14 protein-coding genes are annotated in these 16,752 nt (G+C 59.8%); 7 read left to right on the forward strand and 7 right to left on the reverse strand.

Annotation, left to right across the window (positions count from 1 at the left end; translation table 11 throughout):
* Positions 1 to 382: 382 nt before the first annotated feature.
* Positions 383 to 1,762, forward strand: a complete 1,380-nt coding sequence (gene ygjG / locus C1N69_RS19650; RefSeq protein ID WP_167514972.1) for a putrescine aminotransferase — start codon at positions 383 to 385, stop codon at positions 1,760 to 1,762.
* Positions 1,763 to 1,847: 85 nt separating this feature from the next.
* On the opposite strand, the gene lsrG is transcribed toward ygjG, so the two are convergent.
* From lsrG to lsrA, 6 genes are read right to left on the reverse strand one after another with little or no spacing between them, the layout of a single operon-like run.
* A complete protein-coding gene (lsrG, locus tag C1N69_RS19655; RefSeq protein WP_008503162.1) occupies positions 1,848 to 2,141 on the reverse strand; it encodes a (4S)-4-hydroxy-5-phosphonooxypentane-2,3-dione isomerase in 294 nt (97 codons plus the stop codon).
* Positions 2,138 to 3,025, reverse strand: coding sequence for a 3-hydroxy-5-phosphonooxypentane-2,4-dione thiolase (lsrF, locus tag C1N69_RS19660; protein WP_025759588.1), 888 nt, complete (start codon positions 3,023 to 3,025; stop codon positions 2,138 to 2,140). The genes lsrG and lsrF overlap by 4 nt, the downstream gene beginning before the upstream one ends.
* An 11-nt stretch (positions 3,026 to 3,036) precedes the next feature.
* The gene (lsrB, locus tag C1N69_RS19665; RefSeq protein ID WP_025759587.1) at positions 3,037 to 4,038 is read right to left on the reverse strand and encodes an autoinducer 2 ABC transporter substrate-binding protein LsrB; all 1,002 of its coding nucleotides are present in this window, start codon (positions 4,036 to 4,038) and stop codon (positions 3,037 to 3,039) included.
* The gene (lsrD, locus tag C1N69_RS19670) at positions 4,035 to 5,018 is read right to left on the reverse strand and encodes an autoinducer 2 ABC transporter permease LsrD (RefSeq protein ID WP_155031772.1); all 984 of its coding nucleotides are present in this window, start codon (positions 5,016 to 5,018) and stop codon (positions 4,035 to 4,037) included. Before lsrD ends, lsrB begins: the two co-directional genes overlap by 4 nt.
* Complete coding sequence (gene lsrC, locus C1N69_RS19675) at positions 5,019 to 6,050, reverse strand: autoinducer 2 ABC transporter permease LsrC (protein WP_095450133.1); 1,032 nt, start codon at positions 6,048 to 6,050, stop codon at positions 5,019 to 5,021. It abuts the gene before it with no gap.
* On the reverse strand, positions 6,047 to 7,534 hold the full coding sequence (gene lsrA, locus C1N69_RS19680) for an autoinducer 2 ABC transporter ATP-binding protein LsrA (RefSeq protein WP_155031948.1): 1,488 nt from the start codon (positions 7,532 to 7,534) through the stop codon (positions 6,047 to 6,049). The genes lsrC and lsrA overlap by 4 nt, the downstream gene beginning before the upstream one ends.
* A gap of 215 nt (positions 7,535 to 7,749) precedes the next feature.
* Between lsrA and lsrR the strand changes: the two genes are divergently transcribed.
* From lsrR to C1N69_RS19695, 3 genes are all read left to right on the forward strand, one after another.
* On the forward strand, positions 7,750 to 8,721 hold the full coding sequence (gene lsrR, locus C1N69_RS19685; RefSeq protein WP_094918747.1) for a transcriptional regulator LsrR: 972 nt from the start codon (positions 7,750 to 7,752) through the stop codon (positions 8,719 to 8,721).
* 32 nt (positions 8,722 to 8,753) lie between these two features.
* Complete coding sequence (gene lsrK, locus C1N69_RS19690; protein WP_025759580.1) at positions 8,754 to 10,388, forward strand: autoinducer-2 kinase; 1,635 nt, start codon at positions 8,754 to 8,756, stop codon at positions 10,386 to 10,388.
* A gap of 169 nt (positions 10,389 to 10,557) precedes the next feature.
* Positions 10,558 to 12,579 carry an NADPH-dependent 2,4-dienoyl-CoA reductase gene (locus C1N69_RS19695; protein WP_155031773.1) on the forward strand — a complete coding sequence of 674 codons (2,022 nt, stop codon included), beginning with the start codon at positions 10,558 to 10,560 and terminating at the stop codon, positions 12,577 to 12,579.
* 75 nt (positions 12,580 to 12,654) lie between these two features.
* Here C1N69_RS19695 and rlmG read toward each other — a convergent pair whose 3' ends face one another.
* Positions 12,655 to 13,791 carry a 23S rRNA (guanine(1835)-N(2))-methyltransferase RlmG gene (gene rlmG / locus C1N69_RS19700; RefSeq protein WP_047959510.1) on the reverse strand — a complete coding sequence of 379 codons (1,137 nt, stop codon included), beginning with the start codon at positions 13,789 to 13,791 and terminating at the stop codon, positions 12,655 to 12,657.
* Between the two features lie 85 nt (positions 13,792 to 13,876).
* Between rlmG and C1N69_RS19705 the strand changes: the two genes are divergently transcribed.
* The 3 genes from C1N69_RS19705 (at position 13,877) to C1N69_RS19715 (ending at position 16,666) form a co-directional block, all read left to right on the forward strand.
* Positions 13,877 to 14,380, forward strand: a complete 504-nt coding sequence (locus tag C1N69_RS19705; RefSeq protein WP_025759578.1) for a YgjP-like metallopeptidase domain-containing protein — start codon at positions 13,877 to 13,879, stop codon at positions 14,378 to 14,380.
* A gap of 70 nt (positions 14,381 to 14,450) precedes the next feature.
* Positions 14,451 to 15,449, forward strand: coding sequence for a Gfo/Idh/MocA family protein (locus tag C1N69_RS19710; protein WP_047959511.1), 999 nt, complete (start codon positions 14,451 to 14,453; stop codon positions 15,447 to 15,449).
* A gap of 251 nt (positions 15,450 to 15,700) precedes the next feature.
* Positions 15,701 to 16,666 carry a TerC family protein gene (locus tag C1N69_RS19715; RefSeq protein ID WP_025759576.1) on the forward strand — a complete coding sequence of 322 codons (966 nt, stop codon included), beginning with the start codon at positions 15,701 to 15,703 and terminating at the stop codon, positions 16,664 to 16,666.
* The last annotated feature ends 86 nt before the right edge of the window (positions 16,667 to 16,752 follow it).

Genomic DNA, 16,752 nt, shown 5'->3' on the forward strand with positions numbered 1-16,752 from the left:
TTCGGCGGTAAACAATTTATCTTTAGTTGTTAAACTTGATGAAGATCGCAGATTTGACTTAAACCATACTTTTTGTACGATTTTATAATCCATTGATTTCAAATACTTTCGATAAGAAATTACCCACAGTGCATGACCCATTAACGCCCACTTAAGTCGCATCACCTGCACCTCTTTAGTGCAACATGGCGCTTACCCCCTCCCTGATGCTCGCAATCCGGTACCGCGAAATCCCGTTTCGGTTGTATCGGCATGATTAAATATTGTGCAACATTATTTTAACCTGGCGTTTATCCCGATTTTCGTTAAGGCAGCTGAAGTGGCGTAATCCCTGCAATACTTAAACCAGTATCATGTGATACGCGATCCCCGGGAGCATATTTTGAACAGGTTACCTTCCAGCGCCTCGGCTCTTGCCTGTACCGCGCACGCACTGAATCTCATTGAGAAGCGAACGCTTGATCATGAGGAGATGAAACAACTTAACCGAGAGGTCATCGATTACTTTAAAGAGCACGTCAATCCAGGGTTTCTGGAGTATCGCAAATCTGTTACCGCCGGCGGGGATTACGGAGCCGTAGAGTGGCAAGCGGGGAGTCTGAATACGCTTGTCGACACCCAGGGACAGGAGTTTATCGATTGCCTGGGAGGTTTTGGAATTTTCAACGTGGGGCACCGTAATCCAGTTGTGGTTTCCGCCGTACAGAATCAACTTGCGAAACAACCTCTCCATAGCCAGGAGCTGCTCGATCCGCTTCGCGCCATGCTCGCGAAAACGCTGGCAGCCTTAACGCCCGGCAAACTGAAATACAGCTTCTTTAGCAACAGCGGCACGGAATCGGTCGAAGCGGCGATTAAGCTCGCCAAAGCGTACCAGTCGCCGCGCGGGAAATTTACCTTCATTGCCACCAGCGGCGCGTTCCATGGTAAATCCCTGGGCGCACTGTCGGCGACCGCGAAATCCACCTTCCGCAAACCGTTTATGCCGCTGCTGCCGGGCTTCCGCCACGTGCCGTTTGGCGACATTAACGCCATGCGCACCGTGCTGACGGAATGCCGTAAAACCGGTGATGACGTGGCCGCGGTGATCCTGGAGCCGATTCAGGGTGAAGGCGGCGTGATCCTCCCGCCGCAGGGCTATCTGCCTGCCGTGCGTCAGCTGTGCGATGAGTTTGGCGCATTGCTGATCCTCGACGAAGTCCAGACCGGGATGGGGCGCACCGGCAAGATGTTTGCCTGTGAGCACGAGAACGTTCAGCCGGACATTTTGTGCCTGGCGAAAGCGTTAGGCGGCGGCGTGATGCCAATCGGTGCGACGATCGCCACCGAAGAGGTCTTCTCGGTGCTGTTCGACAACCCGTTCCTGCATACCACCACCTTTGGCGGTAACCCGCTGGCCTGTGCGGCCGCGCTGGCGACCATCAACGTGCTGCTTGAGCAAAACCTGCCTGCGCAGGCGGAGCAAAAAGGTGACATCCTGCTGGACGGTTTCCGCCAGTTGGGCCGTGAATACCCGGATCTGATCCAGGAAGCACGCGGCAAAGGGATGCTGATGGCGATTGAGTTTGTTGATAACGAAATCGGCTATAGCTTCGCGAGCGAGATGTTCCGCCAGCGGGTGTTGGTCGCCGGCACGCTGAACAACTCGAAAACCATCCGCATTGAACCGCCGCTGACGCTGACTATTGAGCAGTGTGAGCAGGTGCTGAAAGCGGCACGCAAAGCGCTGGCGGCGCTGCGCGTGAGCGTGGAAGAGGCGTAATCAACGCCCGGTGGCGCTACGCTTACCCGGCCTACCAAATACGGCATATGTAGGCCCGGTAGCGTAGCGCCACCGGGCATGGCCGTTACTCCGGCAACAACCCAACAAAACTGCGTTTTTTGCGCGGCTCGGACATCAACTCTTCAAGCTTATCCACGCACGCCAGATAGTGCGGGGTTTGCTTGTGCGCCAGCACCGCCTCTTCGTCTTTATAGGCCTCGTAGATAAAGAACCGGGTTTTCACCCTGGGGTCCTGCAATACGTCAAAGCGCAGATTTCCGGGCTCCTGAATCGCCCCCTCGTGGTTGGCGCGAAACACCTCCAGAAACTCGTCCACCCGCTCGGGCTTAATGTTGATTTCAACCAGCGTCACGTTCATTTTGCTTCTCCCTGTTTCTCTTCCTGCCAGAACTGGAACGCCTCCCGGGCGTTCATGTTCTCGTGAACCACTTTCTTCACCGCTTTCAACATGGCGAGCGGCGCGCTGGACTGGAAGATATTGCGTCCCATGTCCACGCCGGAAGCCCCCTGATCAATCGCGCGCCAGCACATCTCCAGCGCCTCGTGCTCCGGCAGCTTTTTGCCACCCGCGATGACGATCGGGACCGGGCAGCTGGCAGTCACTTTTTCAAAGCCCTCGTCCACATAGTAGGTTTTGACGAACTGCGCCCCCATTTCGGCGGCGATGCGGCTGGCGAGCGAGAAATAGCGCGCGTCCCGCGCCATCTCTTTCCCGACGCCGGTCACCGCCAGCGTCGGCATACCGTAGCGCGCCCCGGCGTCCACCAGCTTGATGATGTTGTTGATCGACTGATGCTCAAACGGGCTTCCGATATAGACCTGCGCCGCCACCGCGCAGACGTTCAGGCGCAGCGCGTCCTCCATCGCCACCGCCACACACTCGTTGGAGAGCTCACCCAGAATCGAATTCCCCCCGGAGGCACGCAGCACCACTGGTTTGTTCGTCGCGGCTGGTACCTGGCTCCTGAGGATGCCGCGGGTACACATCAGCACGTCGGTTTCGCCGAACAGCGGCGCGATGGAGAGATCGATACGCTCAAGGCCGGTGGTCGGCCCCTGAAAATAGCCGTGGTCAAAGGCCAGCATCACCGTGCGGTTGCTTTGCGGGTTAAAGATGCGCGCCAGCCGCGACTGCATTCCCCAGTCCAGCGAGCCGCAGCCTTTCAGGGTGAACGGCACATTTTGCTGCGGCGTGCCGATGCCAAAATCCTTACCGTCTTTGATGTCGTCTAAATCAGCCATTTGCTCCCCCGTCAGAAATCGTATTTGTTGATGTTCTCTTTGGTGAACACCACGCGCTCCGGCAGCAGCACAATGCCGTTGCCCTTCGCCTCATACTGGTAGCCCTGCACGCTGTTCGGCTCGACCTTCAGCGCCCCGATGTTTTTTACGTCCACGCTGTCGCCAACGTTAAGATCGCCTTTTTTCAGCAAACGATCGGCGACATTGACCGCAATTTTTCCCTGTTGTACGACATCCCACAGGCCGAAGGCTTTCACCGTGCCGCGCTCCACGTACGGGCGCATCACGTTCGGCGTGCTGAACCCGACAATCGCTACCCCTTCCCGTTTCAGGTTTTCTGCCGCCTGGGCGGCGGCGGGAAGTGCGTTGGCGTCCGGCGCGATGATGGCATCCAGATCCGGATACGCTTTTAAGATCCCCTCGGCGGTCTGCAGGGATTTGGTGGCGTCGTTATAGCCAAACTGCGTGGTCACGATCTGCCACTGGGGATGGTCTTTCTCAATTTTGGCCTTCGCCTCTTTCACCCACTGGTTCTGGTCGGTAACGGTGGGGCTGGAGTAGAAGAACGCCACTTTGGCATTCGGTTTGGTGACCTGCTTGCCCGCCATCTCCACCAGCAGTCCGCCGAGCTGTTCCGGCGTCCCCTGGTTGATGTAGATGCTGCGGCACTCCGGTTTGGTGTCGGAGTCCCAGGTCAGGACCTTGACGCCGCGCTGCATCGCGCGCTTCAGCGCCGGGCAGAGGCCGTCCGGCGACACGGCGGAGACAATAATCGCGTTATAGCCCTGGTTGACGAAGTTATTGATGAGCTGCACCTGGCCGGAGACGCTCGGCTCGGTGGGGCCGTCGTAGGTGACGTCCACGCCAAGATCTTTCCCCGCCTCTTTCGCGCCGTTGCCGCCGCTGGTGAAGAAGCCGACCCCCACCAGTTTCGGGATAAAGGCAATGCGGTCTGCGGCCTGCGCCGAGGCGAAGCTGAGGGCCATTGCCAGGACGAGCAGTTTTGTTTTCATCTTACGCTCCGGGTAGTTTTCAGGAAGATATTGCGCACCCATTCACGGTGCAGACTCAGCGACCGTCCCATCACCACCACAACCAGCAGCGCCCCTGACAGCGCGCTCGACACCTGGTTGGGGATGCCGACCATCTGTAAACCCTGTTGCAGGTAGCCCACCAGCAGCGCCGCCAGCGCCGTACCGACAACCGAACCTGACCCGCCGTAGATATTGGCCCCGCCGAGCACGGCGGCGGTGAGTGCGGGCATCAGCAAATCGCGCCCCAGATCCGAACGCGCAGAGCCGAAATAGGAGACCATCACCAGCGCGGCAATGGCCGAGGCCACGCCCACCAGGCCGTACAGCGCGTAAGGCATGCCGTTCACCGACAGCGCTGCGTAGCGCGCCGCGCGCGGGTTCTGCCCGATCAAGAACAGATGACGGCCAAAGCGCCCGCGGTGGGCAATCAGCCAGAAGAAAACGGTCATCACCGCGAACAGCACCAGCGGGACTGGCAGGCCAAGCACCGTGAGGTTAGCGAACGCGGTAAAACTGTCCGGGAAAGCGCCAATCCCCTCATAGCCCGTCGCTCCCGCCATGCCGGAGAGCAGCAGCGCCCCGCCGCCGTAGAGGTAGAGCGTGCCGAGGGTGATAACCAGAGGACTAATGCCGGTGTAGTGGATCAGCGCCGCATTCAGCAGTCCGCACAGCAGGCCCAGCAGCAGCGTCAGAGGAATGGCAACCGCCAACGGCCACCCGGCCTGCATCATCACCCCCAGCGCGATAGCGCACAGGCCGATGGTGGACCCCAGCGAAATATCGATCCCGCCGCTGACGATCACCAGCGTCAGCGGCAGCGCCACAATGCCAATGCAGATGAAATCGCTGGTGCTGAACAGCAGCATATTGATGTCGAGCATGCGCGGGTTGAGGGCGCCAAAGAGCAGGATCTCCAGCACCAGTAACATCAGCAGCGCGCTTTCCCAGTTAAGCTTCATTTACGCCACCTCTTTTTTGCGTTTGGGAAAGGGGGTGACGTGCTTTCCCCCTCGGTTGCCCGGCTGGAAGCGACCGTACTTGAGCGCCCGCTGATGACGCGCCAGCGCCTGACGCAGCCGCCCGTCGAGCACCAGCACGCCCAGCAGCACCAGCCCGGCGATAAAGTCGTTCCACCACGCCGGGAGCTTAAACAGCACCAGCACGGTGTCGATTTGCGTCAGGAAGAAGGCACCGAGTAACGCACCAATCAGCGTGCCCGTGCCGCCCAGCAGTGAAATGCCGCCGAGCACGCAGGCGGCAATGGCTTTCATCTCCAGCCCGCTGCCGGTCTGGTTCGGCACAAAACCGATCTGTGAGGCAAAGACGATCCCGGCGCAGGCCGCCAGCATGCCGTTAAGCGTAAAGGCGATCATCCGCGTGCGGTTCACCGCCACGCCCAGCTGGCGCGCCGCGGCAAGGTTATCCCCCACGGCATAGAAATCACGACCAAAGGCGGTGCGCGACAGCGTCCACGCACCTGCGGCGGCTAAAAACAGCACCCCCATACCGAGCGGCGAAACGCCGAGGGCCACCGGCTCTGAGAGGGATTTCAGCCCGGGCGGCAGCCCTTCAATCCACTTCCCGTCGGTCCAGAGCAGCATTGCCCCGCGGTACAGCCCCAGCGTGCCGAGGGTGGCGACTATCGCCGGAATGCGCAGCCCCACCACCAGAAAACCGTTGAACGCCCCCGCCAGCGCCCCAACGGACAGGGCAAAGAGCATTGCCACCGGCAGGCTGTAGCCGCTGTTGAGCGCCACGCCGACGGCAATCGCCGACAGCCCGACGGTGGAGCCCACGGAGACATCAATATTGCGGGTCAGCATCACCAGCGCGGCACCGAGCGCCAGCAGGATCAGGATTTGCGCGCTGGCGAAGATCATCCCCAGCGTCTGAAGGCTCAGGTACGCCGGATTGAGCGCCACCAGCACGACAAACAGCGCCAGAATGGCGAGAAAGGCGCTCAGCTCACGATTTTTCAGTAACGTCTTCATGATTGTCCTCCGAACGCCAGCGCCATCATGCGATCCAGGCTGACGGCGTGGCGCGGCAGTTCGCCGCTGAGCACGCCCTGGTGCATCACCAGCACGCGATCGGCGAGGCCTGGAAATTCATCGAGATCGCTTGAGATCATCAGCACCGCCACGTTCTGCGCCGCCACGCTTTTGAGCAGCTGATAGATATCGGCCCGCGCCGCCACGTCCACGCCGCGCGTGGGCTCATCAACGATCAGCAATAACGGATTGGCTTCAAGACAGCGCGCCAGCAGCACCTTTTGCTGGTTGCCGCCGGAGAGGGTACGCACGGGTTGATCCGCATGGTTGAGCTTGATCCCGAGCGCCCGGTGGTAGCGTTCCACCACCGCAGACTCCCGCTTGCGCTGCTGCCAGAGAGACGGCTCGTTCAGGGCCACCGTGTTCCAGCGAACCGGCGCATCCAGGAACAAACCGGATACCTGCCTGTCCTCCGGCAGGTAGACCAGGCCTTTGTCCAGCCGCGCGCCAACGCTCTCGTGCGTGATCTCCTGATTCTCCAGCCAGACCCGCCCGCCGCGCACCGGGCGCAGGCCGTAGAGGGTTTCGGCAAACTCGGTGCGCCCGGATCCCACCAGCCCGGCCAGACCGACGATCTCTCCCGCGTAGATCTCAAGGCTCAGATCGATAAACCCCTCCCCGGTGAGATCGTCCACCCGAAGCACCGGAAAGTCCTGCGGCTGGGTACGGCGATTGCCCGGCAGCGCCAGCCACAGTTTTTGCGCATCGCTTAAGCCTTTCTCACGGCTCACCGGCGTCATGGCGGAGATCAGGGCGTTATCGTCGAACTGCGCCGTTTCGCCGCTCAGCACCACCGCGCCGTCGCGCATCACCGAGACGTGGCTCGAAAGCATGCGGATCTCCGGCAGCTTGTGGGAGATAAAGACAATCCCGACGCCGAGTTCCTGCAGGGCACGGATCTGCCGGAACAGGCGCTCAGTTTCGCCGGGCGTGAGCGAGGCCGTGGGTTCATCAAGGATCAGGATCCTGGCGTTGCGCATTAATCCGCGCAGGATCTCCACCATCTGCTGATCCGCCACTTCAAGGGTGCTGGCGGTGGCATCGAGGTTAAGCTGGCACTGCAACTGCTGGAGCTTATCGCCCAGCCGCTTTTCCAGATCCCGTTCGCGCGGCAGGCGGAAAAGGATGTTCTCCCTCACCGTCAGGTTGGGGAACAGCAGCGGCTCCTGCGGCACCAGATAGATGCCTGACTTGTGCGCCTGCACCGGGGAGAGCCGCGCATATGACTGCTCCCCGACACAAAGTTCACCGCTGTCCGGGGTCTCAACCCCGGCGATGATCTTCATCAGGGTCGATTTTCCCGCACCGTTACCGCCCATCAGCGCATGTACCTGACCCGCAAGCAGTGTGAAATCAATGCCTTTTAGAACCGGCACACCGGAGAACTGCTTGCAGATATCGCGCGCTTTAAGAAGTGGGGTCATCATCGCTCCGTTATTGAACAAATGATTTTTAGATTTAATAATGTTCAAAAGCGTAGACGGTGAACTATATTTACAACCGTGCAGGGATCACAGTTTTATTGATTAAGATCCAGATTAAACAGAAAGCACCATAAAGATCTGTTTTGTCGCGTGGCTCACATTTTCCCTGCGCGCCAACGCGAACATATGATCTAAATTTTTATAAGAGTTCAACTATGAGCGATAAACGCACTGCGGAAGAAGGACGGTTTGCCGGGCTGGCACTGGCGGAAGAGGAGCTGGTGGCCCGCGTGGCCTGGTGCTACTACCACGACGGGCTGACCCAGAATGACATTGGCGAACGGCTTGGCCTGCCGCGGCTTAAAATCTCCCGCCTGCTGGAGAAGGGGCGTCAGTCCGGGGTGATCCGGGTGCAGATCAATTCCCGCTACGAGGGCTGTCTGGCGCTGGAAACCGAGCTACAACAGCGCTTTGGCCTGAAGCTGGTGCGCGTACTGCCTGCCCTGAATACCCCGCCGATGAATGTGCGGTTAGGCATTGGCGCTGCGCAGTCACTGATGGGCGTGCTGGAACCCGGCCAGCTGTTAGCGGTGGGATTTGGTGAAACCACCATGAGCAGCCTGCAGCACCTGAGCGGCTTTATCAGCTCACAGCAGATCCGCCTGGTCACCCTTTCCGGTGGCGTGGGGCCGTATATGACCGGAATCGGCCAGCTGGACGCCGCCTGCAGCGTCAGCATGATCCCCGCCCCGCTGCGCGTGTCATCCGCAGAAGTCGCCGGGATCTTAAAACGCGAAACCAGCGTGCGGGACGTGATCCTCGCCGCGACCGCAGCCGACGTGGCGGTGGTCGGCATTGGTTCGGTGAACCAGCGCCGTGACGCAACGATACTGCGCTCCGGCTATATCAGCGAGGGCGAACAGCTGATGTACGCCCGTAAAGGCGCGGTCGGCGACATTCTCGGTTATTTCCTCAATGCCGAAGGGGAATGCGTCGAGGAGCTGGAGATCCATAAAGAATTACTGGGCGTCACGCTGGATGAACTGGCGCAGCTGCCCACCATCGTTGGCGTAGCCGGCGGTGTTGAAAAAGCCGATGCGATTTATGCCGCACTGAAAGGTCGCCGTATCAATGGCCTGGTGACGGAAGAGACGACAGCCCGCGCGGTGCTGGCTCTGGCCGGATAAGAGTCGCCCTGCGCTAACAACGAGGCAAGCTCATGAGTTACCTTTTAGCGTTAGATGCAGGGACAGGCAGCGTTCGCGCCGTTATTTTCGATTTACAGGGCAACCAGATTGCCGTTGGTCAGGCCGAGTGGAAGCACCTGAGCGTGGAAAATGTGCCGGGCTCGATGGAGTTTGACCTCGACACCAACTGGCGGCTGACCTGCCGGTGTATTCATCAGGCGCTGGCGCAAGCGGGCCTGAGCGCGGGGGATATTCAGTCCGTCGCCTGCTGCTCCATGCGCGAAGGGATTGTGCTGTATGACCGCAACGGCGAGGCCATCTGGGCCTGCGCCAACGTTGACGCCCGCGCCAGCCGCGAGGTGGCGGAGCTCAAAGAGATCCACGACGATCGTTTTGAATCCGAAGTGTACGACGTCTCCGGCCAGACCCTGGCCCTGAGCGCGATGCCGCGCCTGCTGTGGCTGGCGCACCATCGTCCGGACATCTACCGCAAGGCCGCAACCATCACCATGATCAGCGACTGGCTGGCGGCGAAACTCTCCGGCGAGCTGGCCGTTGACCCCTCCAACGCGGGCACCACCGGCATGCTGGATCTCTTCTCCCGCGACTGGCGTCCGGCGCTGCTGGACATGGCCGGGCTGCGGGCCGATATCCTCTCGCCGGTGAAAGAGACCGGCACCGTGCTGGGGGCCATCACCCATGATGCCGCGCAGCAGAGCGGACTGCGCGAAGGGACCCCGGTGGTGATGGGCGGCGGTGACGTGCAGCTGGGCTGTCTGGGACTGGGCGTGGTACGCGCCGGGCAGACGGCGGTGCTGGGCGGCACCTTCTGGCAGCAGGTGGTCAACCTGCCGCAGGTACGCACCGATCCTGAAATGAACATCCGCGTGAACCCGCACGTCATCCCCGGCATGGCGCAGGCGGAGTCGATCAGCTTCTTTACCGGGCTGACCATGCGCTGGTTCCGCGACGCCTTTTGTGCCGAGGAAAAACTGATTGCCGAACGGATGGGGATGGACACCTATTCCCTGCTGGAAGAGATGGCCAGCCGCGTGCCGGCAGGTTCCCACGGGGTGATGCCGATCTTCTCCGACGCGATGCATTTTAAGCAGTGGTACCACGCTGCACCGTCGTTTATTAACCTCTCCATCGACCCGGAAAAGTGCAACAAAGCGACGCTGTTCCGCGCGCTGGAAGAGAACGCGGCGATTGTCTCGGCCTGTAACCTGGCGCAGATATCCCGCTTTTCCGGCGTGACGTTTGAGAGCCTCGTCTTCGCGGGCGGCGGGTCAAAAGGTGCCCTGTGGAGCCAGATTTTAAGCGACGTTACCGGCCTGCCGGTGCGCGTGCCGGAAGTGAAAGAAGCCACGGCGCTGGGCTGCGCGATCGCGGCCGGAACAGGCGCGGGACTGTTTGCGGATATGGCCTCGACGGGCGAGCGGCTGGTGAAATGGAGCCGCGAGTTCACGCCAAACCCGCAGCATCGCGAGCTCTACGACGGCATGATGCAGAAGTGGCAAGCGGTGTACGCCGACCAGCTTGGGCTGGTAGACAGCGGGCTGACGACGTCGATGTGGCAGGCGCCGGGGCTGGTGCGGGCATCCCCCTCACCCCGGCCCTCTCCCCAAAGGGGCGAGGGAGAAAACCAGATCGAGCCAATACATTAAGACCGCACCGGCCAGCCCCCTCTCCCCTTTGGGGAGAGGGTTAGGGTGAGGGGCGAAGTTCTTTGAGATCTATCACAATCATTCGATCCCGCTTTTACCTTTCTTCCGCCGCTGGCTAAATTAGTAACTCATCCGACCACATAACAATAATTTTACACTGGAAGAGACTATGAGCCGCTACCCGTCGTTATTCGCCCCCCTGGATCTGGGGTTCACCACCCTCAAAAACCGCGTGCTGATGGGCTCGATGCACACCGGGCTGGAGGAGCATCCGGACGGGGCCGAGCGTCTGGCGGCCTTCTATGCCGAGCGCGCGCGCCACGGGGTGGCGCTGATTGTCACCGGCGGCGTGGCTCCTGCCCCTTCCGGCGTCGGCATGGAGGGCGGCGCGGTGTTAAACGATGCGTCACAGCTGCCGCACCACCGCATGGTGACCGACGCGGTACACCGTGAGGGCGGCAAAATCGCCCTGCAAATCCTCCACACCGGGCGCTACAGCTACCAGCCGAATCTGGTGGCCCCCTCCGCCATTCAGGCGCCGATTAACCGTTTCACGCCCCATGCCCTCAGCCACGACGAGATCCTGGCGCTGATTGACGACTTCGCACGCTGCGCCGCGCTGGCCCGTGAAGCGGGTTATGACGGCGTCGAGGTCATGGGCTCCGAAGGCTATCTGATTAACGAGTTCCTCGCCGCGCGCACCAACCAGCGTGACGACGAATGGGGCGGCGACTATGCCCGCCGCATGCGCTTTGCCGTGGAGGTGGTACGCGCGGTGCGCGAACGTGCGGGGGCTGATTTTATTATTATTTTCCGCCTGTCGATGCTCGACCTGGTGGAGGGCGGCGGCACCTTCGACGAAACCGTGCAGCTGGCGCAGGCGATTGAAGCCGCCGGCGCCAACCTTATTAACACCGGTATTGGCTGGCACGAGGCGCGTATCCCGACCATCGCCACCCCGGTACCGCGTGCAGCGTTCAGTTGGGTGACGCGCAAGCTGAAAGGGAAAGTCTCTGTTCCGCTGGTTACCACCAACCGTATTAACGACCCGCAGGTGGCGGACGATGTGATATCACGCGGGGATGCCGATATGGTCTCCATGGCGCGGCCGTTCCTGGCCGATGCCGAACTGCTGTCCAAAGCGCAAAGCGGCCGTGCGGATGAGATCAACACCTGCATCGGCTGTAACCAGGCCTGTCTGGATCAGATCTTCGTCGGCAAGGTCACCTCCTGTCTCGTCAACCCGCGCGCCTGCCATGAAACCAAAATGCCGGTCATTCCGGCGGTCAACAAAAAACGCCTGGCGGTTGTGGGTGCAGGCCCTGCGGGCCTGGCATTTGCGGTCAATGCCGCCTCGCGCGGGCACAGCGTGACACTGTTTGATGCCGCCGGTGAAATTGGCGGGCAGTTTAATATCGCCAAACAGATCCCCGGCAAAGAGGAGTTCTATGAAACCCTGCGCTACTACCGTCGGATGATCGACCTGACGGGCGTGGATCTGCGCCTCAATCAGTGGGTAAAAGCGGCCGATCTGCTGGCGTTCGACGAGGTGATCCTGGCGAGCGGGATCGCCCCACGCACGCCTGCGATCGAGGGTATCGATCATCCGAAGGTCCTGAGCTATCTCGACGTGCTGCGTGACAAAGCACCGGTTGGGGAGAAAGTGGCAATTATCGGCTGCGGTGGGATCGGCTTTGATACCGCCATGTACTTAAGCCAGCCGGGCGAGGCCACCAGCCAGAACATTGCCGAATTTTGCGTGGAATGGGGGATCGACACCAGCCTGAACCAGTCCGGCGGCCTGCGTCCGGAAGGACCCCAGCTGCCAAAAAGCCCACGGCAGATAGTGATGCTCCAGCGTAAAGCCAGTAAGCCAGGCGAAGGGCTGGGCAAAACCACCGGCTGGATCCACCGTGCCACCCTGCTCTCGCGTGGAGTGAAGATGATCCCGGCGGTGAGCTACCAGAAGATCGACGATGAGGGCCTGCACGTCACGATCGGCGGTGAGTCGCAACTGCTGCGCGTGGATCATGTCATTTTATGTGCCGGGCAGGAGCCGAAGCGGGATCTCGCAGATCCGCTGCGCGAGGCGGGGAAAACAGTGCATTTGATTGGCGGGTGCGACGTGGCGATGGAGCTGGATGCGCGGCGGGCAATTGCGCAGGGGACAAAATTAGCTCTGGCGATCTAGGACATTGCCGGGTTTGCTCCCTCTCCCTGTGGGAGAGGGTTGGGGTGAGGGCATCAGGCCGCACCGCTCTCAATCTTAACGACGACGCCCCAGCTTCACCGCTTTCAGCACCACAAACTTGTTGTTGGTCGCAATGGTGACGCAGTTACCGAAAATCTTCTTCAGCTTGTGGAAGTAGTCCAGGTGGCGGTTGGCCACGATGTAGAGCTCGCCGTTGATCTTCAGACAGCGGCGCGCGTGGTGGAACATCTCCCAGGCGACGTTATCCGTCAGGGCATGCTTCTGGTGGAACGGCGGGTTACAGAACACCGCGTTGAAGCGGAACGGTTCTACGCCGGACAGCGCGTTGTTGATCATAAACTCGCAGCGGTCCAGCGCCTCTGGCAGGTTGGTTTCCACGTTCAGACGGCTGGAGGCCACCGCCATTGGCGATTCGTCGCTGAACACCACGCTGGCCTCCGGGTTCTTCGCCAGCAGCGTCAGGCCAATCACGCCGTTACCACAGCCCAGATCGACAATCTCCCCTTCCAGATTTTCCGGCAGATGCTCAATAAAGAAACGCGCCCCGATATCCAGACCGGTGCGGGAAAAGACGTTCGCATGGTTATGGATGGTCCAGCCGGTCCCTTCCATCTTCCAGCTCAGCGTGTCCGGCGCGTCGGCCAGATCGGGCGCGCTGAACGTACAGTTGATCAGCCGCGCTTTTTTCCATGCCAGCGTGGTGGTGGTTGGGCCAAGGACTTTCTCAAACAACTCCAGTGTCGAAGTGTGAATATCGCGCGCTTTGGCGCCCGCAATGATGCGGGTTTCTGGCGTCACGACCTTACGCAACGCACGCAGCTGTTGCTCCAGCAGCGCCATGGTTTTTGGCACTTTAATGAGTACCACGCCAGGCGCCTGCGGGTAGTCCGCGGTGCTGTCGAGGAACTTCACGCTGGACTCTTCGATGTCGTTATGGCGCAGGTTTTCACGCGTCGCCAGCTCGCTTAAGTAAGAATCGCCGATGCTGTACGGCGCGTGTTCCGCCAGCGCGCAGCCCAGCGCGCCAAAGGCATCATTCAGGATCAAAACCGGGCCGCGGATTTCAGTCTCATCCAACTGCTGCAGCAGATATTCATCCGCCGCTTCCCACGCCTGAAGCGGGTTAACGTCGTCCGTCTCCGGGAAACGTTTAAGGTTGAGTGAACGGAAACCGTTGTCTAAGTGGCTCATCGGCCCTCCTGAATGGTAAAATTTCGGCGTTATCCCTGAAAAGGGTGCGTGAGTATACCCGTTTTCAACTTATTTTGGGGTTTTGATGAACCAGCTGACTTATCTCCAGGGCTACCCGGAGCATCTGCTTTCCCAGGTCCGCACGTTAATTGCCGAGCAGAAACTGGGCGCAGTGCTGGAAAAACGCTACCCCGGCACGCACGATGTCGCGACCGATAAAGCCCTCTGGCAGTATACGCAGGATCTGAAAAACCGGTATCTGAAGAGCGCGCCGCCGATCAATAAGGTGATGTACGACAACAAGATCCACGTGCTGAAAAACGCGCTCGGCCTGCACACCGCCATCTCCCGCGTGCAGGGCGGCAAGCTGAAAGCGAAAGCCGAGATCCGCGTCGCGACGGTTTTCCGCAACGCGCCGGAAGCCTTCCTGCGAATGATAGTGGTGCACGAACTGGCGCACCTGAAAGAGAAAGAGCACGACAAAGCGTTTTACTCCCTGTGCTGCCACATGGAGCCGCAGTACCACCAGCTGGAGTTTGATACCCGCCTGTGGCTTACGCATTTATCGTTAAAAGGTAATGCGCAGTAGCGCACGCGAATTGTCATGATGACGTGCTACAGTGGCTAAAGGTTCCCCGCTACGGAGTACGTAAACGTTTATGATACGTTTCGCAGTCATTGGTACGAACTGGATCACGCGCCAGTTCGTCGACGCCGCCCATGAAACCGGCAAACTTAAACTTACCGCAGTCTATTCCCGCAGCCTTGAGCAGGCGCAGAGTTTTGCCAACGACTACCTCGTCGAGCATCTCTTCACCTCACTTGAGGACATGGCGCAAAGCGACGCCATTGACGCGGTTTATATCGCCAGCCCGAACTCTCTGCACTTCCCGCAAACGAAGCTGTTCCTCAGCCATAAAAAGCATGTGATTTGCGAGAAGCCGCTGGCGTCGAACATCGATGAAGTGGAAGCCGCCATTGCGCTGGCCCGCGAAAACCAGGTGGTGCTGTTCGAAGCGTTCAAAACCGCCAGCCTGCCAAACTTCCTGCTGCTGCAGCAGTCGCTGCCGAAAATTGGCAAGATGCGTAAAGCCTTTATCAACTACTGCCAGTATTCGTCGCGCTACCAGCGCTACCTGGACGGCGAGAACCCGAACACCTTTAACCCGGCCTTCTCGAACGGCTCGATTATGGATATCGGTTTTTACTGCCTGGCCTCCGCCGTGGCGCTGTGGGGCGAGCCGCACAGCGTAAGCGCTCAGGCCAGCCTGCTGGAGAGCGGCGTGGATGCGCACGGGTTAGTGGTGCTGGATTACGGTGATTTCAGCGTCACGCTGCAGCACTCCAAAGTCAGCGATTCCGTGCTGCCGAGCGAAATTCAGGGCGAAGCCGGGTCGCTGGTGATCGAGAAGATCTCAGAGTGCCAGAAGGTCAGCTTTGTGCCGCGCGGCGGTAAAGCGCAGGAGCTGACGCAGCCTCAGCATATAAACACTATGCTCTATGAGGCAGAGGTCTTCGCCCGCCTGGTGGAAGACAACGAAGTGAATCACCCGGGGCTCGCGGTGAGCCGCAGCACGTCGAAACTGCAAACGGAGATCCGCCGTCAGACCGGCGTGGTGTTCCCGGCAGACGGCGTGAGCGCGAACGCTATCGCGTAAAGCTGTGTAATGAAACGGCGCAGACCATTGACGAAACCAATGGTCTGACATATTTTGTTACCTGCAAAGGGGAGTAACTTCTTCGCCGGTGGATCGTCATTACGATGCGTGCAAAACCGCATCCGGTCGCCGGGCAACCTTCGTGGTTGTAAGTGAGACCTTGCCGGAAGGCGAGGTCTATGCATAAAAAGCTAACGGCTATCGTCTTCTGACCATAGCCGTTTTTGTTTTTTATGTGTAAGGAAAATAGTATGCATTCTGTCGGCACTCCAATGTTGTGGGGCGGATTCGCGGTTATCGTGCTCATCATGCTGGCGATCGACCTCTTTTTGCAGGGGCGTCGCGGCGAGCACGGTATGACCATGAAACAGGCCGCCGTCTGGTCGCTGGTGTGGGTTACCCTCTCTCTGCTCTTCTGCGCCGCCTTCTGGTGGTATCTGGCCTCCACCGAGGGCCGGGCGGTGGCCGATCCTCAGGCGCTCGCCTTCCTCACCGGTTATCTGATTGAAAAAGCGCTGGCAGTCGATAACGTCTTCGTCTGGCTGATGCTGTTCAGCTACTTTGCCGTACCTGCTGCCCTGCAGCGCCGCGTGCTGGTGTACGGCGTGCTGGGCGCGATCGTTCTGCGTACCATTATGATCTTCGCCGGTAGCTGGCTGATTACCCAGTTCGAATGGCTGCTGTACGTCTTCGGCGCGTTCCTGCTGTTTACCGGGGTCAAAATGGCGCTGGCGAAAGAGGACGGCTCGGCGATTGGCGATCGTCCGCTGGTGAAGTGGATCCGTGGACATCTGCGCATGACCGACAGGATCGAGAACGAGCATTTCTTTGTGCGTAAGAACGGTCTGCTGTTTGCCACCCCGCTGCTGCTGGTGCTGATTCTGGTTGAGCTGAGCGATGTGATTTTCGCCGTGGACAGTATCCCGGCTATTTTCGCGGTGACCACCGACCCGTTCATCGTGCTGACCTCAAACCTGTTTGCGATCCTCGGTCTGCGCGCCATGTACTTCCTGCTGGCAGGTGCGGCGGAGCGCTTCTCAATGCTGAAGTACGGCCTGTCGGTGATCCTGGTGTTTATCGGTATCAAGATGCTGATCGTCGATTTCTACCATATCCCGATCGCCATCTCGCTCGGCGTGGTGTTTGGCATTTTGATCGTGACGCTGATTATCAATACCTGGGTTAACCGCCAGCACGATAAAAAGCAGCAGGCTTAGTACGTTTTGCCCGGTGGCGCTGCGCTTACCGGGCCTACAACGTCACCCCGTAGGCCGGGCAAGTGCAGCGCCACCCGGCATTTTCG

Origin of the sequence: Enterobacter sichuanensis, from assembly GCF_009036245.1 — a bacterium.
In the GTDB taxonomy this organism is placed as follows: domain Bacteria; phylum Pseudomonadota; class Gammaproteobacteria; order Enterobacterales; family Enterobacteriaceae; genus Enterobacter; species Enterobacter sichuanensis.